The 22305-nt window shown below is 72.0% G+C and carries 23 protein-coding genes; 15 read left to right on the top strand and 8 right to left on the bottom strand.

Annotation, left to right across the window (positions count from 1 at the left end; all coding sequences use genetic code 11):
• Positions 1–36: 36 nt before the first annotated feature.
• The 4 genes from BN3788_RS03970 to BN3788_RS03955 all read left to right on the top strand — a co-directional run bounded on the left by BN3788_RS03970 (position 37) and on the right by BN3788_RS03955 (position 5348).
• A complete protein-coding gene (locus BN3788_RS03970; RefSeq protein WP_066582537.1) occupies positions 37–1653 on the top strand; it encodes a peptide ABC transporter substrate-binding protein in 1617 nt (538 codons plus the stop codon).
• A 77-nt stretch (positions 1654–1730) separates the two neighbouring features.
• Positions 1731–2657, top strand: a complete 927-nt coding sequence (locus tag BN3788_RS03965) for an ABC transporter permease (RefSeq protein ID WP_066582536.1) — start codon at positions 1731–1733, stop codon at positions 2655–2657.
• Positions 2650–3594 carry an ABC transporter permease gene (locus tag BN3788_RS03960; RefSeq protein ID WP_066582535.1) on the top strand — a complete coding sequence of 315 codons (945 nt, stop codon included), beginning with the start codon at positions 2650–2652 and terminating at the stop codon, positions 3592–3594. The genes BN3788_RS03965 and BN3788_RS03960 overlap by 8 nt, the downstream gene beginning before the upstream one ends.
• Complete coding sequence (locus tag BN3788_RS03955) at positions 3591–5348, top strand: dipeptide ABC transporter ATP-binding protein (RefSeq protein ID WP_066582534.1); 1758 nt, start codon at positions 3591–3593, stop codon at positions 5346–5348. Before BN3788_RS03960 ends, BN3788_RS03955 begins: the two co-directional genes overlap by 4 nt.
• Before the next feature lie 12 nt (positions 5349–5360).
• Here BN3788_RS03955 and BN3788_RS03950 read toward each other — a convergent pair whose 3' ends face one another.
• A complete protein-coding gene (locus BN3788_RS03950; protein ID WP_159066849.1) occupies positions 5361–6122 on the bottom strand; it encodes a metal-dependent hydrolase in 762 nt (253 codons plus the stop codon).
• Positions 6123–6295: 173 nt separating this feature from the next.
• Between BN3788_RS03950 and BN3788_RS03945 the strand changes: the two genes are divergently transcribed.
• The 3 genes from BN3788_RS03945 to BN3788_RS03935 all read left to right on the top strand — a co-directional run bounded on the left by BN3788_RS03945 (position 6296) and on the right by BN3788_RS03935 (position 9508).
• The gene (locus BN3788_RS03945) at positions 6296–7861 is read left to right on the top strand and encodes a leucine-rich repeat domain-containing protein (protein ID WP_066582532.1); all 1566 of its coding nucleotides are present in this window, start codon (positions 6296–6298) and stop codon (positions 7859–7861) included.
• A 102-nt stretch (positions 7862–7963) separates the two neighbouring features.
• Positions 7964–8611 (top strand): dihydrofolate reductase family protein, encoded by a 648-nt coding sequence (locus BN3788_RS03940; RefSeq protein ID WP_066582799.1) that lies wholly within the window; start codon positions 7964–7966, stop codon positions 8609–8611.
• 51 nt (positions 8612–8662) lie between these two features.
• Entirely contained in the window at positions 8663–9508 is an 846-nt protein-coding gene (locus BN3788_RS03935; RefSeq protein WP_066582531.1) for a PhzF family phenazine biosynthesis protein, read from the top strand.
• Between the two features lie 15 nt (positions 9509–9523).
• Here the strand turns inward: BN3788_RS03935 and BN3788_RS03930 are convergent, their stop codons facing one another.
• The 3 genes from BN3788_RS03930 to BN3788_RS03920 all read right to left on the bottom strand — a co-directional run bounded on the left by BN3788_RS03930 (position 9524) and on the right by BN3788_RS03920 (position 11162).
• Positions 9524–10231, bottom strand: coding sequence for a 5'-methylthioadenosine/adenosylhomocysteine nucleosidase (locus tag BN3788_RS03930; RefSeq protein WP_066582530.1), 708 nt, complete (start codon positions 10229–10231; stop codon positions 9524–9526).
• Positions 10228–10680, bottom strand: coding sequence for an S-ribosylhomocysteine lyase (locus tag BN3788_RS03925; protein WP_066582529.1), 453 nt, complete (start codon positions 10678–10680; stop codon positions 10228–10230). Before BN3788_RS03925 ends, BN3788_RS03930 begins: the two co-directional genes overlap by 4 nt.
• 101 nt (positions 10681–10781) lie before the next feature.
• Entirely contained in the window at positions 10782–11162 is a 381-nt protein-coding gene (locus tag BN3788_RS03920; protein ID WP_066582798.1) for an RNA-binding S4 domain-containing protein, read from the bottom strand.
• A gap of 178 nt (positions 11163–11340) precedes the next feature.
• Here BN3788_RS03920 and BN3788_RS03915 point away from each other — a divergent pair, with 178 nt between their 5' ends.
• Positions 11341–11853 carry a hypothetical protein gene (locus tag BN3788_RS03915; RefSeq protein WP_147525044.1) on the top strand — a complete coding sequence of 171 codons (513 nt, stop codon included), beginning with the start codon at positions 11341–11343 and terminating at the stop codon, positions 11851–11853.
• Between the two features lie 72 nt (positions 11854–11925).
• Here BN3788_RS03915 and BN3788_RS03910 read toward each other — a convergent pair whose 3' ends face one another.
• Together BN3788_RS03910 and BN3788_RS03905 are read right to left on the bottom strand one after the other, a co-directional pair.
• Positions 11926–12129 (bottom strand): cold-shock protein, encoded by a 204-nt coding sequence (locus BN3788_RS03910; RefSeq protein ID WP_066582527.1) that lies wholly within the window; start codon positions 12127–12129, stop codon positions 11926–11928.
• 184 nt (positions 12130–12313) lie between these two features.
• On the bottom strand, positions 12314–12748 hold the full coding sequence (locus BN3788_RS03905) for a DUF5994 family protein (RefSeq protein WP_147525043.1): 435 nt from the start codon (positions 12746–12748) through the stop codon (positions 12314–12316).
• Positions 12749–12992: 244 nt separating this feature from the next.
• Between BN3788_RS03905 and BN3788_RS03900 the strand changes: the two genes are divergently transcribed.
• Both BN3788_RS03900 and BN3788_RS03895 read left to right on the top strand, forming a co-directional pair.
• Positions 12993–14234, top strand: a complete 1242-nt coding sequence (locus tag BN3788_RS03900) for an amidohydrolase (RefSeq protein WP_066582525.1) — start codon at positions 12993–12995, stop codon at positions 14232–14234.
• Between the two features lie 168 nt (positions 14235–14402).
• Complete coding sequence (locus BN3788_RS03895; RefSeq protein ID WP_108723775.1) at positions 14403–15563, top strand: S1C family serine protease; 1161 nt, start codon at positions 14403–14405, stop codon at positions 15561–15563.
• Between the two features lie 34 nt (positions 15564–15597).
• Here BN3788_RS03895 and pgi read toward each other — a convergent pair whose 3' ends face one another.
• Complete coding sequence (pgi, locus tag BN3788_RS03890; RefSeq protein ID WP_066582523.1) at positions 15598–17280, bottom strand: glucose-6-phosphate isomerase; 1683 nt, start codon at positions 17278–17280, stop codon at positions 15598–15600.
• A 139-nt stretch (positions 17281–17419) separates the two neighbouring features.
• Here pgi and BN3788_RS03885 point away from each other — a divergent pair, with 139 nt between their 5' ends.
• The gene (locus BN3788_RS03885; protein ID WP_187138354.1) at positions 17420–17839 is read left to right on the top strand and encodes a hypothetical protein; all 420 of its coding nucleotides are present in this window, start codon (positions 17420–17422) and stop codon (positions 17837–17839) included.
• Positions 17836–18054: a hypothetical protein gene (locus BN3788_RS03880; RefSeq protein WP_234346472.1), complete on the top strand. Its 219-nt coding sequence runs from the start codon at positions 17836–17838 to the stop codon at positions 18052–18054. Before BN3788_RS03885 ends, BN3788_RS03880 begins: the two co-directional genes overlap by 4 nt.
• Before the next feature lie 24 nt (positions 18055–18078).
• On the opposite strand, the gene BN3788_RS03875 is transcribed toward BN3788_RS03880, so the two are convergent.
• Positions 18079–18441 (bottom strand): GntR family transcriptional regulator, encoded by a 363-nt coding sequence (locus BN3788_RS03875; RefSeq protein ID WP_066582522.1) that lies wholly within the window; start codon positions 18439–18441, stop codon positions 18079–18081.
• A 135-nt stretch (positions 18442–18576) separates the two neighbouring features.
• On the opposite strand from BN3788_RS03875, the gene BN3788_RS03870 reads away from it, so the two are divergent.
• The 3 genes from BN3788_RS03870 (at position 18577) to BN3788_RS03860 (ending at position 22292) form a co-directional block, all read left to right on the top strand.
• Entirely contained in the window at positions 18577–19545 is a 969-nt protein-coding gene (locus tag BN3788_RS03870; protein WP_066582521.1) for a PfkB family carbohydrate kinase, read from the top strand.
• 115 nt (positions 19546–19660) lie between these two features.
• Positions 19661–20845 (top strand): ROK family transcriptional regulator, encoded by a 1185-nt coding sequence (locus tag BN3788_RS03865; RefSeq protein ID WP_066582796.1) that lies wholly within the window; start codon positions 19661–19663, stop codon positions 20843–20845.
• A gap of 88 nt (positions 20846–20933) precedes the next feature.
• Positions 20934–22292 carry an extracellular solute-binding protein gene (locus BN3788_RS03860; RefSeq protein WP_066582520.1) on the top strand — a complete coding sequence of 453 codons (1359 nt, stop codon included), beginning with the start codon at positions 20934–20936 and terminating at the stop codon, positions 22290–22292.
• Positions 22293–22305: the final 13 nt, after the last annotated feature.

The following is a 22305-nucleotide window of genomic DNA, read 5'->3' as shown; positions in this document are numbered from 1 at the left end:
TCGTCACCCCTCGCACGTGACCCTCCAGGAGGAACAGTGAAGATCAAGCGCATCGTCGGCCTCGCGGCAGTGGCGGCCCTCGCCCTCGCCGCGTGCAGCGACACCGGGGGCGGCAGCGGGGACGCGGAGACCACCGAGGGCGGCACGTCGCAGGGCATCGTCACCGCGTGGGGCAGCGAGCCGCAGAACCCGCTCATCCCCACCAACACCAACGAGGTGGGCGGCGGCAAGATCCTCGACCTGATGTTCTCCGGCCTCGTGCACTACGAGGCCGACGGCAAGGCCGTCAACGAGGTGGCCGAGTCCATCGAGACCGAGGACGCGCAGACCTTCACGATCACCCTCAAGGAGGGTTGGACGTTCTCCAACGGCGAGCCCGTCACCTCGAGCAGCTTCGTCGACGCCTGGAACTACGGCGCCAAGCTCAGCAACGAGCAGCTCTCCAGCTACTTCTTCGAGCCCATCGAGGGCTTCTCCTACGACGTGGACTCCGACCTCACGGGCCTCAAGGTCGTCGACGACACCACGTTCACCGTGACCCTGACGCAGCCGGAGTCGGACTTCCCGCTGCGGCTCGGCTACTCGGCGTTCTACCCGCTGCCCGAGTCTGCGTTCGCGGACATGGACGCGTTCGGTGAGAGCCCCGTCGGCAACGGCCTCTACAAGCTCGACGGCGAAGGGGCCTGGGAGCACAACGTCCAGGCGTCGCTGGTCCCCAACCCGGACTACGCGGGCGACCGCACCGTCGCGAACGGCGGCGTCGTCGTCAAGTTCTACGAGACGCTCGACGGCGCGTACAACGACCTGCTCGCGGGCCAGCTCGACGTGCTCGACCAGATCCCGGACAGCGCGTTCGGCACCTACGAGTCCGAGCTGGGCGACCGCGCGGTGAACCAGCCCGCCGCCGTGTTCCAGTCGTTCACCATCCCGCAGAACCTCGCCCACTTCTCCGGCGAGGAGGGCAAGCTCCGCCGCCAGGCCATCTCGCTCGCGATCAACCGCGCCGAGGTCACCGAGGCGATCTTCCAGGGCACCCGCACCCCCGCGTCCGACTTCACGTCGCCCGTCATCGACGGCTGGTCGGACTCGGTCACCGGCTCCGAGGTGCTCGAGTACGACCCGGAGGAGGCCAAGAAGCTGTGGGCCGAGGCGGACGCGATCGCGCCGTTCAGCGGGACGTTCACCATCGGCTACAACACCGATGGCGGCCACCAGGCATGGGTCGACGCCGTGACCAACGGGCTGCGCAACACCCTGGGCATCTCCGCCGAGGGCAACCCGTTCCCCTCGTTCAAGGACCTGCGCACGGAGGTCACCGCCCGCACCATCACGGGCGCCTTCCGGTCGGGATGGCAGGCCGACTACCCGGGCCTCTACAACTTCCTCGGCCCGCTCTACGGCACCGGCGCGGGGTCCAACGACGGTGACTACTCCTCCGCCGCGGTCGACACGCTGCTCGCCGAGGGCGCGGCCGCCGGCTCGATCGAGGAGGCCAACGAGAAGTTCGTCAAGGTCCAGGAGGTGCTCTTCACCGACCTCCCGGCGATCCCGCTGTGGTACGCCAACGCCACCGGCGGCTCGGCGGACACCGTCAGCAACGTCACGTTCGGGTGGAACAGCGTCCCCTTGCTCAACGAGGTGACCAAGAACTGATCGCGGGAGCCGGCGGGGACGGGACTGCTCCCGTCCCCGCCGACGACTGCCCAGGACCCACCTGAGGAGGTCCCGCTGTGGCCTGGTACATCGGCCGACGGCTCGTGCAGACGATCCCCGTGTTCTTGGGGGCGACGCTGCTGATCTACGCGATGGTCTTCGCCCTCCCTGGCGATCCCGTCGCGGCGTTGGGCGGCGACCGCGGGCTCAGTCCCGCGCTCGTCGAGCGCATCCGCGAGAGCTTCAACCTCGACAAGCCCTTCCTGGTGCAGTACCTGCTGTATCTCAAGGGCGTCGTGACGTTCGACTTCGGGACGACGTTCTCCGGCCGGTCCGTCCGTGACGTCATCGGCGAGGCGCTGCCCACCACGTTCATGCTCGCGTTCATGGCCCTCGTCTTCGAGGCGGTGCTCGGAGTGGCCGCGGGGCTCGTCGCCGGGCTGCGCAAGGGCAAGGCCTTCGACGCGACGGTGCTGATCGTGAGCCTGTTCGTCATCGCGGTGCCCACCTTCGTGATCGGCTTCGTGCTCCAGTTCACCGTGGGGGTGAAGTGGGGCGTGCTGCCGCCGACTGTCGGCTCGGACGTGAGCGTGCGGACGCTGCTGCTGCCCGCGATGGTGTTGGGCGCCGTGTCGTTGGCGTACGTGCTGCGCCTGACGCGCACCTCCGTCGCGGAGAACCTCACCGCTGACTACGTGCGCACCGCCACCGCCAAGGGCCTGTCGCGGCCACGGGTGGTCACGGTGCATGTGCTGCGCAACTCGCTGATCCCGGTGGTGACGTTCCTCGGGGCCGATCTGGGCGCCCTGATGGGCGGGGCGATCATCACCGAGGGCATCTTCAACATCAACGGCGTCGGAGGGACGCTGTACCGGGCGATCCTGCAGGGGCAGTCGTCCACCGTCGTGTCCCTGACCACGGTGCTGGTCGTCATCTACATCGCCGCGAACCTGCTCGTCGACGTGCTCTACGCGGCCCTGGACCCGAGGATCCGTTATGCCTGACGCCCCCGTACGACCGGATCAGGCCCACTTCTTCGCGGCCGACACCGAGCTGGGCCTCGTCGACCAGGTCGACGAGACGTCCGCGCCCACGAGCCTGTGGGCCGACGCCTGGCAGAACCTGCGCCGCCGCCCGCTGTTCTGGGTCTCGGCCGCGCTGATCGCCCTGGTGCTGCTGGTGGCCGCGTTCCCATCGATGTTCACGTCGCTCGATCCCCGGTTCTGCGAGTTGCGGAACTCGTTGGGCGAGCCGACCGCCGGGCACCCGTTCGGCTTCGACCGGCAGGGCTGCGACATCTACGCCCGCACCATCTACGGCGCCCGGGCGTCAGTGGCCACCGGCGTGCTGACCACGCTGCTCGTGCTCATCGTCGGCGGGATCGTGGGCGGCGTCGCCGGGTTCTACGGCGGGTGGTTCGACTCGCTGCTGTCCCGCGTGACGGACATCTTCTTCGCGATCCCGCTGGTGCTCGCCGCGATCGTCGTCATGCAGATGTTCAAGGAGAGCCGCAACATCCTCACGGTGGTGCTCGTGCTGGGCATCTTCGGCTGGCCGCAGCTCGCCCGCGTGACTCGCGGGGCGGTCGTCGCGGTGCGGCACTCGGAGTTCGTCACCGCCGCGCGTGCGCTCGGCGCCTCCCGGCTCGCGACGCTCATCCGGCATGTGGCGCCCAATGCCTCCGGCCCGGTCATCGTGACCTCGACGGTGGCGCTCGGCACCTACATCGTGGCCGAGGCGACGCTGTCCTTCCTGGGCATCGGGCTGCCGCCGCAGATCACCTCGTGGGGCGCCGACATCGCGAAGGCGCAGACGTCGCTGCGCAGCGAGCCGATGGTGCTGTTCTACCCGTCGGCGGCGCTCGCGTTGACCGTGCTCAGCTTCATCATGATGGGCGACGCCGTGCGCGACGCCCTGGACCCGAAGGCGCGCACCCGATGATCCCCGTCGAGATCGACACCCAGGCCCCCCCACTCGCCACGACCGTCGAGCCGCTGTTGCGCATCAGCGACCTGGAGGTGTCCTTCGCCACCGCGAACGGCCTGGTGCAGGCGGTGCGCGGCGTGAGCCTGACGGTCTACCCGGGCCAGACGGTCGCGATCGTCGGCGAGTCCGGGTCGGGCAAGTCCACGACCGCGCATGCCGTGATCGGCCTGCTGCCCGGCACGGGGAAGGTCACCGGGGGGACGATCGAGTTCGGCGGCGTCGACATCACGCAGGCGGACGCCAAGGACATGGTGGCGCTGCGCGGCAAGGAGATCGGGCTCGTCCCACAGGACCCGATGTCCAACCTCAACCCGGTGTGGAAGGTCGGGTTCCAGGTCAAGGAGGCGCTGCGCGCCAACGGGGTCGCCACGGGATCGGCCGCCACGGCGCGCGCGAACGAGCTGCTGGCCGAGGCGGGGCTGCGCGACGCCGCCCGGCGGGCCAAGCAGTACCCGCACCAGTTCTCCGGCGGGATGCTGCAGCGCGCGCTGATCGCCATCGGCCTGGCCGCGCGCCCCCAGCTGCTCATCGCCGACGAGCCCACCTCGGCGCTCGACGTCACGGTGCAGCGCACCGTCCTGGACCACCTGCAAGGGCTCACCCGGGAGCTCGGCACCGCGGTGCTGTTCATCACCCACGACCTGGGGCTGGCCGCCGAGCGCGCCGACCACCTGGTGGTGATGTACCGGGGGAAGGTCGTGGAGTCCGGGCCCGCCCGCGAGATCCTCGCGGACCCCAGCCACCCGTACACCCGGCGCCTCGTCGCCTCGGCGCCGTCGCTGGCCTCGCGCCGCATCCAGAGCGCGAAGGAGCGGGGCGTCCGCTCCAGCGAGCTGCTCACACATGCTGGCGACGACGGCCCCAGCCGCCGCGACGACATCATCAGCGTCGAGCACCTGACCCGGGTGTTCCGGCTGCCGGGCGGCCGCCCCGGCGCCACGCGCGAGCTCACCGCCGTCGACGACGTCACGTTTGCCATCCCGCGGGGCACCACCACGGCGCTGGTGGGGGAGTCGGGGTCGGGGAAGTCCACGGTGGCGAAGATCGTGCTCAACCTGCTCGAGCCCACCAGCGGCCGCGTGCTCATCGACGGGACCGACGTCAGCACGCTCGACCGACGGCGGCTGTTCGACTTCCGCCGCCGCGTGCAGCCGATCTTCCAGAACCCGTACGGCTCGCTGGACCCGATGTACTCCATCTACCGCACCATCGAGGAGCCGCTGCGCATCCACGGCGTGGGCGACAAGCGCACGCGTGAGGCGCGGGTGCGCGAGCTGCTGGACCTGGTGGCGCTGCCGGCCTCGACGATGCGCCGGTTCCCCAACGAGCTGTCCGGCGGGCAGCGCCAGCGCATCGCCATCGCGCGGGCCCTGGCCCTGGAGCCCGAGATGATCGTGTGCGACGAGGCCGTCTCCGCCCTCGACGTGCTGGTGCAGGCCCAGGTGCTGACGCTGCTCAACGACCTGCAGACCGAGCTGGGGCTGACCTACCTGTTCATCACCCACGACCTGGCGGTGGTGCGGCAGATCGCCGACGAGGTGTGCGTCATGCAGGATGGCCGGATCGTCGAGGCCGCCACGACGGACGAGGTGTTCGACCATCCGCGCGAGGAGTACACCCGCGAGCTGCTGGACGCGATCCCCGGCGCGCGGCTGGCTATGACACCCGACCGGGGAGACCCGGAGCCGACAGACGCGGCGGTGCTCTGAGGGAGGCGTCGGCTAGTCCAGCATGCCCATCACCGCGGCCACGGCGCCGTAGCTGGCGTACAACGACACCGGGATCGCGAACGCCCACTCGCGGGCCGATCCGGTGCGCCCGAGGATCGGCAGGCCGATGTTCCCGCCGCGCTGCCAGACCCGGTTGAGCCCCGGGGTCCGCGTCCACCAGCGGGGTGGGCGCGGCTCCCACGGCCACAGCAGCGCGACGCCGCCCTTGGTGAGCATGTCGCCGACGATGTGCACGCTCACGCCCAGCCCCACGCAGACGGGCAGCCACTCCCAGCGGCTCGAGGAGAACAACGTGACAGCCACCGAGAGGGAGATCGCCAGCACCCAGGACCGCAGCCAGGTGCCCTCCTTGGTCAGCCGGAACGCCTTGAGCGCGTAGGCGACCAGCAGCACCGACAGCAGGCCCGCGCCGATCGCGATCCGGCCGAACGTCTCGCTGTGCACGCCGATCAGCCCCAGGAGGATGGCGCCTCCCGTCGCGACAGGAACCGCCAGCAGCGAGTGGGTGCCGTTGCGGTGGCCGCCGGAGACCGCCGAGACGCCGCGCGTCACCCAGCGGGACAGCGGCGGCAGCGACTGGCTGATCGTCCCGGAGTGGTGGTCGGCGTCGGGCAGCAGCGCGGCGCCGGCGCACACGACGGAGCCGACGAGGAGCCCGGAGCTGGAGACCGGGTACCAGCCGAGGGTGTAGGGGACGGTGCCAGCGACGGCCACCCAGGCCGCCGCGCCGGTGGCGGCATGGTGTGCGCCCATCATGGAGCTGTCTGCCTCGCTCGTCGCAGAAGCCGTGCGAACGCGCAGGGCTGAACCGGAAAATGCCTCGAACGGGGATCGATCGCTCCATCACCCGGGTGTGAGGGTAGCCCGTTTGGCGGAATGTCATGCCCACTCCTCCGGGTGGCCGCCGGCGCCCCGATACTCGACGGATGCGTCGACGGCAGTGGGTCTGGTTCGTGGTGGCGGGGATCGTGGGGCTGGCGGCGCTGCCCGTGGCGGCGCAGTTGATGGGATCGAGCGCCAGCCGCCCGTTGGGCGTGCTGATGCTGGTCCTCGGCCTGTCGCCGGCGTTGCTGCTCACGGTGTCGGAGGCCGATCGTCGCCGCCGGGGCGTGGCCCTGGTGATCGCGGGCGCGGCTCTCGCCGTGGCGGGCCTGGTGCTCGCGGCCGAGCTGCGGTTCCTCTCGCTGCGCCTCGCGACGATCCACTGGCGCATCTTCGTGGTCTCCGGCTACGGGCTGGCGCCCTGGGGTTGGGTGCTGGCCGGCGTGGCGTTGGCCCTGGCGGGTGTGGCGATGGCCCGCAGCCGCAGCGCGTACCGCCGGGCCCTGGCCCTGGCCTCGGTGGGGCTCCTGGTCCTCACCTGCGGGTTCTTCGCGATGTCGTCGCTGCTCAACGCGTGGCGCACGCTGCGGCTCGTCCCGTCGATGTCGTTGGTCACCAGCTCTGACCTCGTGCGCGCCATCGCCCTGCTCGCCGTCGGCGCCCTGCTCGCGGCCGTGGCCTTCGACAGCTCGTGGCTGCGGTGGCCGACCGGAACGGGAGCGCACGGGGAGCCGGTCCGTGCCCGGCCGCGCTGGGTGGCGCGCGCCGGGGTCGTGGTCCTCGGCGTGATGCTGGCCGCAGGAGGGGCGGGCGCCTGGTACCAGTGGGCCCCGAGGATCGCCGTGCGGGAGGTCTTCGCGGATCCCCAGCTCGCGGCCTGCGTGACGTTGGCGACCGGCACGGCGGACCCGTCGGCGAAGGTGTCGCGTGCGGCGCTGTCGCAGGTGCGCAGCCTCACGTGCGAGGCGGGCGCCTCAGGCCAGCTCGACCTGGCCGGGGCCGACGAGCCCGCCCGCGTCCAGAGCCTGGTCGGGATCGAGGCCCTGCGAAACCTCGTGACGCTCGACCTGACCGGCCACGACGTGCGCGACCTCACCCCGCTCAGCGGCCTCGGCGTCCTGAGCGGGCTCAAGCTCACCGACAACGAGGTGGCCGATCTCGAGCCGCTGCGCGGGCTTCCGCTGCAGGACGTGGGCTTGTCCGACAATCACATCCGGGACCTCGACCCGCTCGCCTCCGCATCGGGCCTGCGCTACCTCGGCCTCGCGCGCAACGAGGTGGTCGACCTCACGCCGCTCGCCGGGCTGGGCCGGTTGAGCACCCTGGACGTCAGCGAGAACGACATCGCCGACGTGTCGCCGCTCGCGGGCCTGGGGGAGCTCAACCGCCTGACGATCTCGGCGAACCGCGTGGCCGACCCCGCGCCGCTGGGCGGGCTGCCCGCCCTGGTCATGCTCGACATCGCCGGGAATCGCATCGACGACGCCTCGCGCTTCACCGGCTTCAGCGCCCTCGACGAGCTGTGGCTCGGCGGGAACCCGGTGGCCGACATCACCCCGCTCGCCGAGCTGCCCGCGCTGCTGGGCGTGGACCTGGAGGGCGTCGACCCGTCTCCGGCCGGCGTCGAGCTGCTGCGGGAGCGGGGCGTCCACGTCGGCGGACTCGCCTGATCGCGCCGCGGAGCCGCGACACCACCACCCCGTCACGCTGGCCCCACGCCGCCCGATGGCCCAAGATCGGCTGAGGGAGTGGAAACGACCACGGGAGCGATGATGCCCAAGCTGCGCGTGCACAACTTCTCAATGTCGCTCGACGGCTACGGCGCCGGCCCCGACCAGGATGAGCTGCACCCGCTGGGGGTGGGGGGCGAGCTGCTGCACGAGTGGGTGTTCGCCACCCGCCCGGGCCGCGCGATGCTCGACCGGGAAGGCGGCAGCGCCGGCGTGGACGCGGACTTCATCATCCAGGGGACCGAGGGCATCGGCGCCACGATCATCGGGCGCAACATGTTCGGGCCGGTGCGCGGACCGTGGCCGGACGACAAGTGGACCGGCTGGTGGGGCGAGGACCCGCCGTACCACCACCCCGTGTTCGTCCTCACCCACCACCCGCGGCCCCCCGTCACTATGGAGGGCGGCACCACCTTCTTCTTCGTCGTGGACGGGATCGAGTCCGCCCTGGCGCAGGCTTTCGAGGCGGCGGACGGCCTCGACGTCCGGCTGGGCGGGGGAGCGGACACCATCCAGCAGTATCTGCGGGCCGGGCTCGTGGACGAGCTCCACGTCGCCGTGGTGCCGCTGCTGCTGGGCGCCGGCGAGCGGCTCTTCGCCGGGATTGACCCGGTGGCCCGCGACTACACCTGCACCGAGCTCGTCGCGTCCTCCGCCGTCTCCCACGTGCGGCTGACCCGCACCGCGTGACGCCAGCGATGGGGGTGAGCCCGATGCTCCCCGTGTGGCACGGTACGTTCCATGACCCTCGCCGCTGACCGGCCGTTCGCCCAAGTCGACGTCTTCACCGACGTCCCCTACCGCGGCAACCCGGTGGCCGTCGTCCTGGACGCCCGGGGGATCTCCGACGCCGACATGGCGGCCTTCGCCCGCTGGACCAACCTGTCGGAGACGACGTTCGTGCTGCCGCCGACGGACCCCGACGCCGACTACCGCCTGCGGATCTTCCCCCCGGGCGGCGAGCTGCCGTTCGCGGGGCACCCCCCCCTCGGCTCCTGCCATGCGTGGCTGGCCGCAGGCGGCTGCTCGCAGCAGGACGGCGTCGTGGTGCAGGAGTGCGGGGCCGGCCTGGTGCGCATCCGCCGGACGGGCTCCCGCCTGGCGTTCGCCGCTCCGCCGCTGCTGCGCACCGGACCGCTGGACGAGGAGACGCTGCGGCGGGCCGTCGCGAGCCTGGGGCTCAACGCCCGGCAGGTGCGGGGCCACCAGTGGGTCGACAACGGTCCCGGGTGGGCAGGCCTGCTGCTCGACTCCGCGGAGACGGTGCTCGCACTCGCCCCCGATCTGGCCGCGATGGGGGACACCCCGCTCGGGGTGATCGGGCCCCATCACGGTGGGTCGGCAGCCGACTTCGAGGTGCGGGCGTTCATCCCCGAGATGGGGGTCGTCGAGGACCCGGTCACGGGCAGCCTCAATGCCGCGTTCGGCCAGTGGCTGATCGGCGGGGGGCTCGCCCCATCGTCCTATGTGGTGCGGCAGGGCACGGCGCTGCAGCGCGACGGACGCGTGCACGTGCACGGCGACGGGCAGGACGTCTGGATCGGTGGCGACTGCGTCGGCTGCATCGAGGGCGCCGTCCGGATCTGACGGCGCCCTCGTCCGTCAGTACCTCGAGGTGATCTCCGCCAGCGAGCTGATGACCACGCGCGCCGAGCGCTCGGCCGCGTCATCGACATGCTGCAGGAAGTCGGAGTCCGCCGCGGGCCCGCACAGGTCGGAGATGCCGCGCACGGACAGGAACGGCACCCCGTACAAGTGGGCGGTCTGCGCGAGGGCCGCCGACTCCATATCGGTGGAGAGCGCGTCGGGGAAGGCCGCCCGGATCGCGTCCACCATCGTCGCGTCGATGAACGTGTCGCCCGAGATCATCGCCCCGGTCAGGACGCGCAGGTCGGGGACGTCGGCGTTCGCGGCCGTCTTGAGCAGTGCGTCGTCACCCTCGTACACGGCGGGCATGCCCGGCACCTGGCCGAGCGTGTAGCCGAACGCCCGGGCGTCGGCGCCGGAGTACACGTACTCGGAGCCGACCACCACGTCGCCCACCCGCACGGACTCGCCGATGCCCCCGGCGCTGCCGGCGCTGATCAGCACGTGGGCCTTCGTCCCGTTGAGGGCGACGGCTGCCGCCGTCGCGGCGTTCACCAGGCCGATGCCGCACTGGACGAGCAGCACGCCACGACCGCCGAACGACAGCGCGCGGTGCACGGCGTGCCCCACCTGCGTGGGCTGCCCCACGAAGTCGGCGCGCTCGACGAACGGCGCCGACTCGTCCGGCATCGCGGTGACGATGAGGGCGTCGATCGCGATCATGCGCTCACCTGCGCCCACTCGTCGCGCTTGGCGAGGAAGCCGCGAGCGACCTCCTGCGCGCCCGTGAGCGTGTGGCTCGCGGCCCAGCCGCACTGCACCTCGTTAGCCGCCGGCACCTCGGTGGCCGAGAGGACATCCTCGAGCGTGGCCTGCACCAGGTCGAGCACAGCGTCGTACTCCCACTCGCCCTGCAGGATCACGTAGAACCCCGTCTGGCAGCCCATGGGGGAGATGTCGATGACCCGGTCGGTGTGGTTGCGCGAGTGCTCCGCCATGAGGTGCTCGAGCGAGTGCAGCGACGGCATCTCCAGGTGGTCGACGTTCGGCTGGCAGAACCGCACGTCGTACTTGGTGATGACGTCCCCGCCGGGGAGGACCTTCGTGTCGGCGAGCCGCACGTAGGGGGCGGCGACGGTGCGGTGGTCGAGGTTGAAGGACTCGACGTTCATGCGGGGCTGGTTCACGGTGGGCCTTCTGCTCGTCGGGCAAGGGGCGGTGCTGGTCGTCATTCTCCGTCACGCCCATGATCTCGTACCAGGCTGTCCGCGGGTCAACGGCCCCGGAGCTGCTCGAGCAGGCGCCGCTCACGCTTCGTCGGGCGGCCGGCGCCGCGGTCGCGGACCGGGACCCCGGGCGTCTCCTCGGGAGTGGGGGGCGGAGGCGTGTGGTCCACGTAGCACTCGGCGGCCACCACTGCCCCGACCCGTTTGAGGATGATCTGCGAGACGACCACGATCCGCTCCCGGCCGTCGGCCCGCACGCGGATCTCATCGGAGACGCGGACTGTCGACGCGGCTTTGGCGTGGGCGCCGTTGATCCGCACATGGCCGGACTTGCAGGCCGCCGCCGCGAGCGCGCGGGTGCGGAACAGCCGCGCGCACCACAGCCAGCGGTCGAGGCGGGTGGACTCCGCGCTCGGGGCGTTGCTCATGCACCGACTGTAGGCGGCATGGCCGGGAGCCGTGGCGAGGGCGTCCCGGGATCGCGTCTGCGCCCACCGGGTGTCCACTGGATGTCCACCGGGTGTCGACCGGTTGCCGGTCATCGCGGCGCGGTGTTCGGTGGAGCAGGGGCGGCTGTCCGCCGAGGGGGCGAGGGACGGGGGCGCTGTGGACCACGACGAGTGGGAGCCGGCTGAGACGGTGGTGCCGGGATGCGTTGCACGCGTTCAGCTCGCGGGGCAGATCGAGGGGATGTCCTACGTGGTGGGCCCCGTCTGGGTGTGGAACGCCCAGGTGGAGTACCTGGTGATCGTGCTCGAGCCGCCAGGGTCGCCGATCCACGCGACGGACGTCCAGATGCTCACGGGTGAGCCCGGGGAGGTCGCGTCGGAGCACAGCGTCATCGTGCTGGCCCGGCAGCCGGGCCTGGCGCTGGCGACGCCGGTGCATGAGCCGCGCTCGGTGCGAGGGGTCTCGAGGACGCCGTCCCGCTCGTCATGGCTGATGCGGTTGGCGCCAGCCTCGCCGGACCACGATCTGGTGGTCAGCATCCGCGGTGGGGGCGAGATCATCGAGGTGACGATCGACGCCGCCGACCTGCTCGAGGGGCAGCGCCGTCAGATCCGGTTGTGGGACGCGCCTGCGGACTCGGCCCCGGCGTCCACGGGCATGAGTGGCTGAGGTCTGTCAGCAGACGCAAGAACGCCCCGGCCGTTCCCGGCCGGGGCGTTCTTGTGAGTCAGGCGCGCTCGATCAGAGCGGCGTGATGTTCTCGGCCTGCGGGCCCTTGGGGCCCTGCGTGACGTCGAACTGCACCTTCTGGTTCTCGTCGAGCGAGCGGTAGCCGCTGCTCGCGATGGCCGAGTAGTGCGCGAAGACGTCGGCGCCGCCGTCGTCGGGAGCAATGAAGCCGAAGCCCTTTTCGGCGTTGAACCACTTCACGGTGCCAGTAGCCATGTTGTTCTCCTCAGGAGGTAAGACGGACGACCCCGCAGAATTAACGGGACCAGGTGATTACGGTGTTCGTCGTCCGCCCCTTGTGGGAACGCGCGCCGTGTGACCGGCGCGAATAATGACATCCAAGCACTGCAAATCCTTTGTCACAGTACACGACTCTGGCCGCATGTGCCAGAGTCGCAGGTCAGCGGGGCAGGATCTGCCCCGGGGCCAGGCGGTTGTGCGGGTCCGCGGCCTGGTGCATCGCACGCAGCGCCGTGCGCCTGCCAGTCTCCGGCGGGACCACGAGCAGGACCAACCGCCGGCCGTCGTACATGTGCAGCGACACCTGGTGCGGGTCCGCCAGGTCGAACCACCCGCACTTGACGTACCGGTCGCCCAGGGCCAGCCGGTGGGGGACCGGCTCCCAGGTGCGACGGTCGTAGACCACGTGCACCACGCTCGACCCGCAGGCCGCGCCCACCGCGGACAGCAGCTCCGGCGCCTGGGCGGCGAGGTCGCGGCTCCACGGCCACCACGCGCCGCCGACAGGGCTGACGGAGGAGCCGGTGGCCAGCTCCAGCCGCACCGCTACCTCCGGGGCAGAGGGCACCGAGCCGAACCACGAGTCGGGATGCACGCACAGAGAGGACGCAGGAGCGCGGTGGGGCTGACGGATGCGGGCAGGCGAGCTGATGCTCATGTGTCACCAGACTCCCGGCGGACCGGGGTGTCGTTGGAGAGCGGAGCCTCGCGGCGACTGACCGCCGCGTTCCGAAGGGATCCGTGCCTGAAGAGTACGCCCGTGCCGGGCCGCGCCCGCGCCCGCCAACGGTGTGACGTCGGCCTCCACGAGGGCCCAGCCTGCGTCGTACCGTGGGCGGATGACCTCCACCCCGCGCCCCACCCGTCCGGTCGTCGCTGTGACCGGCGGCTTCGTCGTTCCCGTGTCCGCGCCGCCCATCGACGGCGGCGTCGTGCTGATCGAGGACGGCCGGATCGTGGCGGTCGGCGCCGACGGGCCCATCCCGCCGGACGCCGAGAGCGTGGACGCGACAGGCCGCTGGGTGCTCCCGGGATTCGTCGAGGGGCATGGCCACGTGGGGATCTCCGAGGAGGGCGTCGGAGTCGAGGGCAACGACGTCAACGAGATGACCGGCCCGAACATGGCGGCGGTGCGCGCCATCGACGCGATCGACATCGACGACGAGGGGTTCCGCGACGCGCTGAGCGGCGGGGTGACGGCCATCGTCGTCAAGCCGGGCTCGGGCAACCCCATCGGCGGCCAGAGCGTGGCGATCAAGTCGTGGGGCGGGCGGACCATCGACGAGCAGGTGATCAGCGACGTGGTCAGCGTGAAGTCGGCGCTCGGCGAGAACCCCAAGCGGGTCTACGGGGACAAGAAGCAGCTCCCCTCGACGCGGCTCGGCGTCGCGCTCGTCATCCGGGAGGCGTTCACCCGCGCGCAGGACTACCGGGCGGCCCGGGCCTCCGCCGCAGCGAAGGACGAGCCGTTCGCCGTCGACCTGGGGCTCGAAGTCCTCGCGCGGGTGCTCGACGGCGAGCTCGTCTGGGACCAGCACACCCACCGCCACGACGACATCGCCACCGCGCTGCGCCTCGCCGACGAGTTCGGCTACCGCCTCGTGGTCAACCACGGCACCGAGGCGCACAAGATCGCCGACGTGCTCGCCGAGCGGGACGTGCCGGTGATCTTCGGCCCGATGCTCACCAGCCGGTCCAAGGTCGAGTTGCGCGACCGCGCCATCGTGAACCTCGTCACCATCGCCGCGGCGGGCGTGCGGGTGGCGATCACCACCGACCACCCCGTCGTGCCCATCAACTTCCTGGTCCACCAGGCGGCATTGGCCGTCAAGGAGGGCCTGCCGCGGCAGACGGCCCTCGAGGCGCTCACCGTCAACCCCGCGTCGTTCTTCGGCCTCGAGGGCCGGGTGGGGGCGCTGGCGCCGGGCCTCGACGGCGACGTGGTGATCTGGTCTGGCGACCCCCTCGACATGACGTCGCGTGCCGAGCACGTGCTCATCGACGGCGTCACGGTCTACCGCTGGGATGCGGCCTCCCGCACCGGTCGCGTCGTCGAGCGCGCCGAGCGGTTCCGCGCCTGACCCACCACCCCGTTCCGCCGTCCCACGCCCTCGCGTCCTCAGGCGCGGCACGCCCCCGACCTGCGACAGCCTGATCCGTCTCGCGTTGCGCAGGCCCCAAGCGCCCGCGTGGGTTCTCCTGGAGACAGGGGGAACCGCGTCTCGGGGCGCGGCCGCAGGGGGTGCGCGATGGAAGACGACGCTGTGGCCGACCGCATGCGGAACCCGCATCGGCCAGGTCGGCGGGTCGCTGCGGGAGGGGTCGGCGCCGCCCTGGCGATCGCGGTCCTCGCCGGCGGCTCAGCGCTGGCGTCGGGGCCCGATCCGTCGGGAGCCGCCGCGCCCGCCCCCGTGCAGACGATCACCCTCGACCCCCGCGCCGCCAGCCTCGACGAGCGGGCGGGGATGGCGATCCTCGACACCGAGCTCGGCTACCAGCGGGCCGAGGCCGCCGGCACCGGCATCGTGCTCACCTCCGACGGCGTGGTGCTCACCAACACCCACGTGATCGCCGGGGCCACCGAGGTGACCGTCACCGTGGGCGAGCCGCCAGTGGCGTACACCGCGACAGTGGTCGGCTCCGACGCGGAGAACGACGTCGCGGTGCTGCAGCTCGACGACGCCGCCAACCTCGCCGTGGCGGTCATCGACCAGGACGAGGACCTCGACGTCGGCGACTCCGTGATGGTGGTGGGCAACGCGCGGGGCGCCAGCGAGCTGCTGGCCACCCCCGGGCTGGTCACGTCGATGGACCGGACCATCACCACGCGCACCGAGGGGAGCACCACGGGACGCGAGCTCGGCGGGCTCATCGAGGTCGACGCCGACGTCGTCTCCGGCGACTCGGGCGGCGCGGGGCTCGACGGGGACGGGGAGGGCGTCGCCATGACGACGGCGGCGTCCACCGGCAGGGAGGACATCCGCGGCTACGCCATCCCGGTGGGGACGGTGCTGGACATCGCCGCGCAGATCCTCAGCGGCGAGGAGACAGAGACGGTCTCCATCGGCTACCCCGCATTCCTCGGGGTGCAGCTCGTGATGTCCGAGAGCCCTGCCCGGCCCGGGGGCCTAGGCGTCGACGAGCCGGCTGACGAGCTGCTGCGGCGCGGGCCGGAGGACACGGGCGCGCCTGTGGCCGGAGTGCTCTCCGGGACGCCCGCCGACGCGGCGGGGCTCGTCGCGGGGGATGTCGTCACCGCGCTCGACGGCACGACTGTCACCTCGGCGGCCGACTTGTCGTCACGGCTCGCCGAGCACGAGCCCGGTGACACCGTGACCCTCGAGTGGACCAGTGGCGGCACGTCGCACAGCGCCGAGGTGACGCTCGTCGAGGGCCCGGCCGGCGGTTGAGCCGGCGGGCCCTCGACGGGCGCCCAGGCGGCGGTCAGCCGCGGTGGGCGCGGTAGTACTCGATGAGGCTGCGCGTGGACTGGTCCTGCGCGACCAGGGCCTCGGCGTCGCCGGAGACGGCCGGGGCGATCTCCAGGGCGAGCTTCTTGCCGAGCTCGACGCCCCACTGGTCGAAGCTGTTGATGCCCCAGACCACGCCCTGCACGAAGGTGATGTGCTCGTACAGCGCGATGAGCTGGCCGAGCACCGACGGCGTCAGCGCGGGGGCCAGGATCGACGTGGTGGGACGGCTGCCCGTGAAGACGCGCGCGGGGACGATCTCCTCGGCGGTGCCCTCGGCGCGGACCTCGTCGGCGGTCTTGCCGAACGCGAGCGCCTTGGTCTGCGCGAAGAAGTTCGCGAGCAGCAGCTCGTGGACGTCGGTGTCGCCGTCCTTGAGCGGGTGCGCGGGGTTCGCCACGGCGATGAAGTCCGCCGGGACGAGGCGCGTGCCCTGGTGGATGAGCTGGTAGAAGGCGTGCTGCCCGTTGGTGCCGGGCTCGCCCCAGAACACCTCGCCGGTCTGTGTGGTGACGGGCGTGCCGTCCCAGCGGACCGACTTGCCGTTCGACTCCATCGTGAGCTGCTGCAGGTACGCCGGGAACCGGTGCAGGTGCTGCGCGTACGGGAGCACGGCGTGCGTCGCGGCGTCGAGGAAGTTCACGTACCAGACGTTGAGCAGGCCCATGAGGACGGGCACGTTCTGCGTGAACGGCGTGGTGCGGAAGTGCTCGTCGACGGTGTGGAAGCCGGACAGGAAGTCGCGGAAGCCGTCCGGGCCGATCGCGATGGCCAGCGACGTGCCGATCGCGGAGTCCACCGAGTAACGGCCGCCGACCCAGTCCCAGAACCCGAACGCGTTGGCCGGGTCGATGCCGAACGCGGCGACCTTGTCCAGCGCCGTCGACACGGCGACGAAGTGGCTGGCCACGGCCTGCGCGCGAGCCTCGTCGGTGTCCTCGATGGCGCCGGCGGCGAGGAGCTGCTCCCACAGCCACTCGCGGGCCAGGCGCGCGTTGGTGAGCGTCTCGATGGTGCCGAACGTCTTCGAGGCGACGATGAACAGCGTGGTCGTCGGGTCCAGGCCCTGGACCGTCTCCGCGAGGTCCGTCGGGTCGATGTTGGAGACGAACCGCAGCTCGAGGCCGTCCTGCACGTACGGGGCGAGCGCCTCGTAGGCCATCACGGGGCCCAGGTCCGAGCCGCCGATGCCGATGTTCACCACCGTCGCCACCCGGGCGCCCGTCACACCGGTCCACGCGCCGGACCGCACCTTGTCGGCGAACGCGAAGACCTTCTCGAGCTCGGCCTGCACGTCCGTGTCGACCTGCTGGCCGTCCACGACCAGTGCGGGGCTGGCCGACGCGGGCCGGCGCAGGGCGGTGTGCAGCACCGCGCGGTCCTCGGTGGAGTTGATGTGCTCGCCGGAGAACATCGCCTCGATGTGCTCACCCAGGCGGACCTCGTCGGCCAGGCGCACCAGCGACTCGAGGGTCTGGTCGGTCACCAGGTTCTTCGACAGGTCGACGTGCAGGTCGCCGACCGTGCGCGTGAGGCGCTCGGTGCGCCCGGGGTCGGCGGCGAACCAGGCGCGCAGGTCGGGGCGGAGCGCGTCACGCTGCGCGGTGAGGTCGGTCCAGGCCGTCGTCGCGGTCGCGTCGATGGGTTCGGTCGTCACGGGGCTCCCTCTCGTCAGGTCAGTGGCACCACGGTATGTCCACCTGGGGGCGTCGCACGCGGGACTCCGCGCTGGTGGACGGCTGGTGGACGGCTGGCCGACGGCCGGTGGACGAGGGGGCGCGCCTAGAGTGGGGCCCGTGCCACGCCCTCCTGCCGCAGCGCTCCCCACAGCGGTGCTCGCCGCACTGACGCTCGTGATCGGCTTCGCCGTGGGGCAGCTCACCGGCGTGCGACCGCTCGCCGCCGTGGTGCTGCTCGCGGGTGGCGCCTGGTGCGCATGGCGATCGGCGCCGGCAGCCGGATGGCTGCGCGTGGGCGCCGTGGTGCTGGTGGCCGTGCTCGCGTTCGTCGGGTCGCATCTGGTGGCCCCGACGATCGGCGCGTGGCCCGCCGTCATCGCCGCAGCCCTGGTGCTCGGTGGCGCCACCTGGCTGCTAGTCGACCGCCCTGCGGTGGGCCGCCCCGGCGCCGGGCAGCCAGGCGCAGGGCAGCCAGGCGACGGGCCGACAATGGGAGCAGAGGGCGCCGCTGTGGCGCCGGCAAGGAGAAGGCCATGACGGGCAAGGCCCCCCGTACCCCACTGGGCATGCGCGTGACGGAGAAGCTCTTGACGATCTTCGGGCCGCCGCAACTCGGCGACTCGACAGCCCCGCACCGCCCGGTCAGCGCCGAGGAGCGCGAGCGGGACCAGGACCTGCGCACCCAGCTTGAGCGGGTTGTGGGCCCGGACGGCCACTCCTACCTGGTCGAGCGCCAGGTCCCCGCCGAGTAGTCCCGCCGAGCGCGGATCCTGGCGTCAGGCCGGCTCGGCGAGCGCGGCGCGGACCCAGCCGAGCGCGGTCTCGTCGTCGAGGCCGAGCTCGTGGGCACGGCGGGCGAAGGCGAGCGCGGCTGCCCTGGCCTCGCTGGCCTGCACCGCGTCGGCGGCTCGGACGAAGGTGCCGTTCCTGCCGCGCGTCTCGACGACTCCGCCGTGCTCGAGCTCGCGGTAGGCGCGGGCGACGGTGTTCGCGGCGAGGCCGAGCTCTTCGGCGAGCCTGCGCACGGTGGGCAGCCGGGTCCCCGGTGGCACGGCGCCTGAGCGGACCTGCTCAGTGATCTGCGAGCGCAGCTGCTCGTAGGGCGGCGATGCCGAGTCGGCATCGATGAACAGGTGCATCCGGGGCCCTTCGGTCGTCGGCGTGGCAGCGGTCTCGCACAACCTAGCGGTCACCGGGTTCGTCGAGGTGAGCCGAGGCGATCGGTCGATACAGTCGGCTGGCGTGCTGCGCCCAGCCCCGGAGGTGTGTCTCAGATGGAACCGCGTCGTCCCTGGCTGGTGTGCTGCGGCCTGGTCACCCTCGACGTGCTCCAGGTGGTCGACCATGTGCCGGCTGCGGACGAGAAGGTCGTGGCGCGCGATCTCCAGGTGACGTTCGGGGGCCCGGCGGCGAATGCCGCCGCGACGGCGGTGGCGCTCGGCGTGCCGACCCGGCTGGTGACGGCGATCGGCTCGGGGCCGGTGGCCGACCTGGTGCGGGCGGGCCTCGCGGCGGCTGGTGTCGAGGTGGTGGACCTGGTCGAGGGGGAGGCTGCGGCGCCGGCGGTGTCGACGGTGCTGGTCACACGGTCCACGGGGGAGCGCGCGGTGGCGTCGGTGAACGGGACGGGTGTGGGGGATCTGGGCGACCGGGCTTGGGGCGTGCTGCCGGGGGTGCTCGACGACGCGCGGGCTCTGCTGCTCGACGGCCATCACCTCGCGGGGGCGGTGGCCCTGGCGACCGCGGCGCGGGAGCGGGGGATCCCGGTGGCCCTCGACGGCGGGAGCTGGAAGGACGGGCTGGCAGGTCTGCTGGCCGTCGTGGACCACGCGGTGCTCTCCGCGGACTTCCGCCTGCCGCCTGTGTGGGCGGGCGGCCCGACGGCGCCGCCGGGCAGCCTGGACGACTTGGCGGCGGTCGCGGCCCTGGGCCCGCGGACGGTCGCGCGCTCGGCGGGCGGCGGCCCGCTGCGCTGGATCGACACAGCGTCGGACTCGGGGGAGGGGGAGGGCGTGCGCGTCGTCCAGCCGCCTGCCCTGCCTCCGGGCGCGGTGGTGGACACGCTCGGCGCCGGTGACGTGCTGCATGGGGCGTTCGCGGCTCGGCTCGCACTGGGCGACGAGGTGGCGGCGGCCCTCGAGGCAGGCGTCGAGGTGGCGACACGCTCGGTGCGGCATCGGGGCGCGCGCGGCTGGATCGGGGCGCGGGGCGCCGAGCGGTCGGAGGCCGACGGGCCGCGTTGACCCGTCGAGCCTGGCCGTCGAACCTGGGCAGACCGGCACATCACGAAGTGATCACAGTCACAGAAGAGCCTTGACGCCGATTAGTAAGGCAGGTTCACTAACAAATGTGACAGCGATCACCGCGAACGGAGCCAACGGCGGCGCCGGCAGGGCACTGGGGGGCATCCTCCGGCCCACTGCCAAGCTGCTCCCCGAGCACGCCCGAGCCCACCACCGTTCGATGGTGCTCCAGCACCTGTTCCACTCCGGCGCCACCTCGCGCGCCGACCTGGCCCGCAGCACAGGCCTGACCCGGGTCACCGTCTCCGACCTTGTCGCGTCGCTGCTCGCCGAAGGGATCGTGGAGGAGCTCGGCGTCCGCCAGGAGGGCAAGGTCGGCAAGCCCGCGATCCTCGTCGGGATGCGCACCGCCGAGTTCCAGGTGGTGGCCATCGACCTCGCCGACGACGAGAGCCTGCACGGCGCCGTCATGACGCTCGTCGGGGACGTGGTCGCCCGGCGCACCGCCCGGCTCGAGGGCCGCACCGGGACGCCCGCCGTCGACGTGCTGCGCGGCCTGTGCCGCGACCTCCTCGCCGCGGCCAGCCGGCCCGTGATCGGGGTGGGCATCGGCTCGCCCGGCGTCATCGCGGCCGACGGCGCCGTGGTCGAGGCCCCCAACCGAGGCTGGTACGACGTGCCGCTCGCCGCCGACCTCGCCCGTGAGCTCGGCGTCCCCGTGCACGTCGCGAACGACGCCAACACCCGCGCGCTGGGCGAGCTGACCTTCGGCGGCGCCACCGGCGACGGGCTCATGGTCGTGACCGTCGGCCAAGGCCTCGGCGCCGGCCTCGTCGTCGACGGCGCCCTCGTGCGCGGCCGACACGACGCCGCCGGGGAGATCGGGCACGTCACAGTCGTCGACGAGCGCGAAGAGGCATTCGGGGGAGACCGTGCGCTGCCCTGCGCATGCGGGCGCCGTGGATGCCTCGAGACCGTGCTGTCGGTCCCCGCCCTGCGGCGTCGCGTCGCCGGGCTCTCACCCCACGACGCCGATGCGGCACTCGCATCGGCAGGGCGGCTGTTGGGCACCGCGCTGGCGCCCGTCATCAGCGCCCTGAACCTCGCCGAGGTCCTGCTCTCCGGTCCCCCGGAGCTGCTCGACGGACCCCTGCGGGAGGCGGCGCTGGACGCCGTCAGGCAGCGCACCATGCCCGTCATCGGGCATGACCTGCGGCTACGCACCACCTCACTGGGAGAGGACGCCGCGCTCTTCGGAGCCGCCGTCCTCGTCCTGTCCGGTCAGCTCGGGGTCTCGTGAGGACCCCGAGCCGACCACTTGCAGGTCGGACGCACCACCCTCGGCGACGCCAGACGGCGATCGCCTCGCACCTGGGAGGAACACCAACGTGAAGATCCTACGGACGGCGGCCGTCGGAGTGGCGGCAGCACTCGCACTCGCGGCCTGCGGAAGCGGCGACGGCCCCACCGGCGAGCCAGCCGGCGACAACACGAGCGAGGCCGGCTCGATCACCCTGTGGCTCGCGGGCGGCGACACGCCCGACACGCTGCGTGAGTACCTGACGACGACCTTCGAGGCCGAGAACCCGGGATCGAAGCTCGTCATCGAGCAGCAGGACTGGGGCGACCTGGTCACCAAGCTCACCACCGCCCTGCCCGACGCGGCCAACACCCCCGACGTCGTCGAGCTCGGCAACACGCAGTCCTCCACGTTCACCAACGTGGGCGCGTTCCTGGACATCAGCGACATGTACGAGGAGCTCGGCGGCGACAAGCTCGTGCCCGGCTTCGTGGAGGCGGGGGTCGTCGACGGCGCCAACTTCACGCTCCCGTACTACTTCGGCTCGCGGTACGTCTTCTACCGCAAGGACCTCTGGGCCGCGGCGGGCGTCGAGGTGCCCAAGACCCTCGCCGAGTTCAACGAGACGGTCGCCACCATCACGTCCGCGCAGCCGAACGGCATCCCGAACCTCTCGGGCTTCTGGATCGGCGGCCAGGACTGGCGCAACGGCATCTCCTGGATCTTCGCCAACGGCGGCGAGCTCGCGGTCCAGAAGGACGGCCAGTGGACGTCCACGATGTCCGACCCGAAGTCGATCAAGGGCCTCGAGCAGCTCCAGGAGATCTGGACCAGCGCGTCGAAGGCGCCGCGTGACGCGAAGGACGACAACACCTACAACCACCTCAACGACTCCGACGCCGTCGAGGCCGCGGACGGCACCACGACGTCCTACTCGCTCGACGCGGCGACGGTCATGGCGCCGGGCTGGGCGCACTGGTCCGTCGGCGACCTGGTCACCAAGGACGGCAAGGAGGTGCGGGAGTGGAACGACGAGCGATTCGGCGTCTTCACGCTCCCCAACGTCGACGGGACCGGCCCGGCGCCGGTGTTCGCCGGCGGCTCCAACATCGGGATCTCCGCGAAGTCGCAGAACCCGGAGCTGGCGAAGAGCCTGATGCGGATCATCTTCTCGGACGAGTACCAGCAGATGCTCGGTGAGAACGGCCTGGGCCCGGGCAACTCGGACCACGTCGACGCCCTCGGGGACGACCAGTTCGCCACCGCGCTGATCGAGTCCGCGCTCGGCGCGAAGCTCACCCCGGCGGCGCCCGGCTGGGCGGCGCTGGAGAACAGCAAGAAGCTCGAGGAGTTCTTCGGGCAGATCGCCAGCGGGGCTGACGTCACGGCCACCGCGAAGGCGTTCGACGCCGCCGCCACGCCCATCCTCAACGGCGCGGCCGGCTGACCCGCACCGCTCC

Source organism: Cellulomonas timonensis, assembly GCF_900046455.1.
Lineage (GTDB): Bacteria > Actinomycetota > Actinomycetes > Actinomycetales > Cellulomonadaceae > Cellulomonas_A > Cellulomonas_A timonensis.
Note: the sequence above shows the minus strand (reverse complement) of the source record. Positions and strands in the feature narration are given on the sequence as shown.

Excerpts from the sequence above, each read along its gene's own strand:
- BN3788_RS03960 (WP_066582535.1), top strand. The coding sequence starts at position 2,650 with ATGCCTGACGCCCCCGTACGACCGGATCAGGCCCACTTCTTCGCGGCC.
- BN3788_RS03955 (WP_066582534.1), top strand. The coding sequence starts at position 3,591 with ATGATCCCCGTCGAGATCGACACCCAGGCCCCCCCACTCGCCACGACC.
- BN3788_RS03950 (WP_159066849.1), bottom strand. The coding sequence starts at position 6,122 with ATGGGCGCACACCATGCCGCCACCGGCGCGGCGGCCTGGGTGGCCGTC.
- BN3788_RS03945 (WP_066582532.1), top strand. The coding sequence starts at position 6,296 with ATGCGTCGACGGCAGTGGGTCTGGTTCGTGGTGGCGGGGATCGTGGGG.
- BN3788_RS03940 (WP_066582799.1), top strand. The coding sequence starts at position 7,964 with ATGCCCAAGCTGCGCGTGCACAACTTCTCAATGTCGCTCGACGGCTAC.
- BN3788_RS03935 (WP_066582531.1), top strand. The coding sequence starts at position 8,663 with ATGACCCTCGCCGCTGACCGGCCGTTCGCCCAAGTCGACGTCTTCACC.
- BN3788_RS03930 (WP_066582530.1), bottom strand. The coding sequence starts at position 10,231 with ATGATCGCGATCGACGCCCTCATCGTCACCGCGATGCCGGACGAGTCG.
- BN3788_RS03925 (WP_066582529.1), bottom strand. The coding sequence starts at position 10,680 with ATGAACGTCGAGTCCTTCAACCTCGACCACCGCACCGTCGCCGCCCCC.
- BN3788_RS03920 (WP_066582798.1), bottom strand. The coding sequence starts at position 11,162 with ATGAGCAACGCCCCGAGCGCGGAGTCCACCCGCCTCGACCGCTGGCTG.
- BN3788_RS03910 (WP_066582527.1), bottom strand. The coding sequence starts at position 12,129 with ATGGCTACTGGCACCGTGAAGTGGTTCAACGCCGAAAAGGGCTTCGGC.
- BN3788_RS03900 (WP_066582525.1), top strand. The coding sequence starts at position 12,993 with ATGACCTCCACCCCGCGCCCCACCCGTCCGGTCGTCGCTGTGACCGGC.
- BN3788_RS03895 (WP_108723775.1), top strand. The coding sequence starts at position 14,403 with ATGGAAGACGACGCTGTGGCCGACCGCATGCGGAACCCGCATCGGCCA.
- BN3788_RS03880 (WP_234346472.1), top strand. The coding sequence starts at position 17,836 with ATGACGGGCAAGGCCCCCCGTACCCCACTGGGCATGCGCGTGACGGAG.
- BN3788_RS03875 (WP_066582522.1), bottom strand. The coding sequence starts at position 18,441 with ATGCACCTGTTCATCGATGCCGACTCGGCATCGCCGCCCTACGAGCAG.
- BN3788_RS03870 (WP_066582521.1), top strand. The coding sequence starts at position 18,577 with ATGGAACCGCGTCGTCCCTGGCTGGTGTGCTGCGGCCTGGTCACCCTC.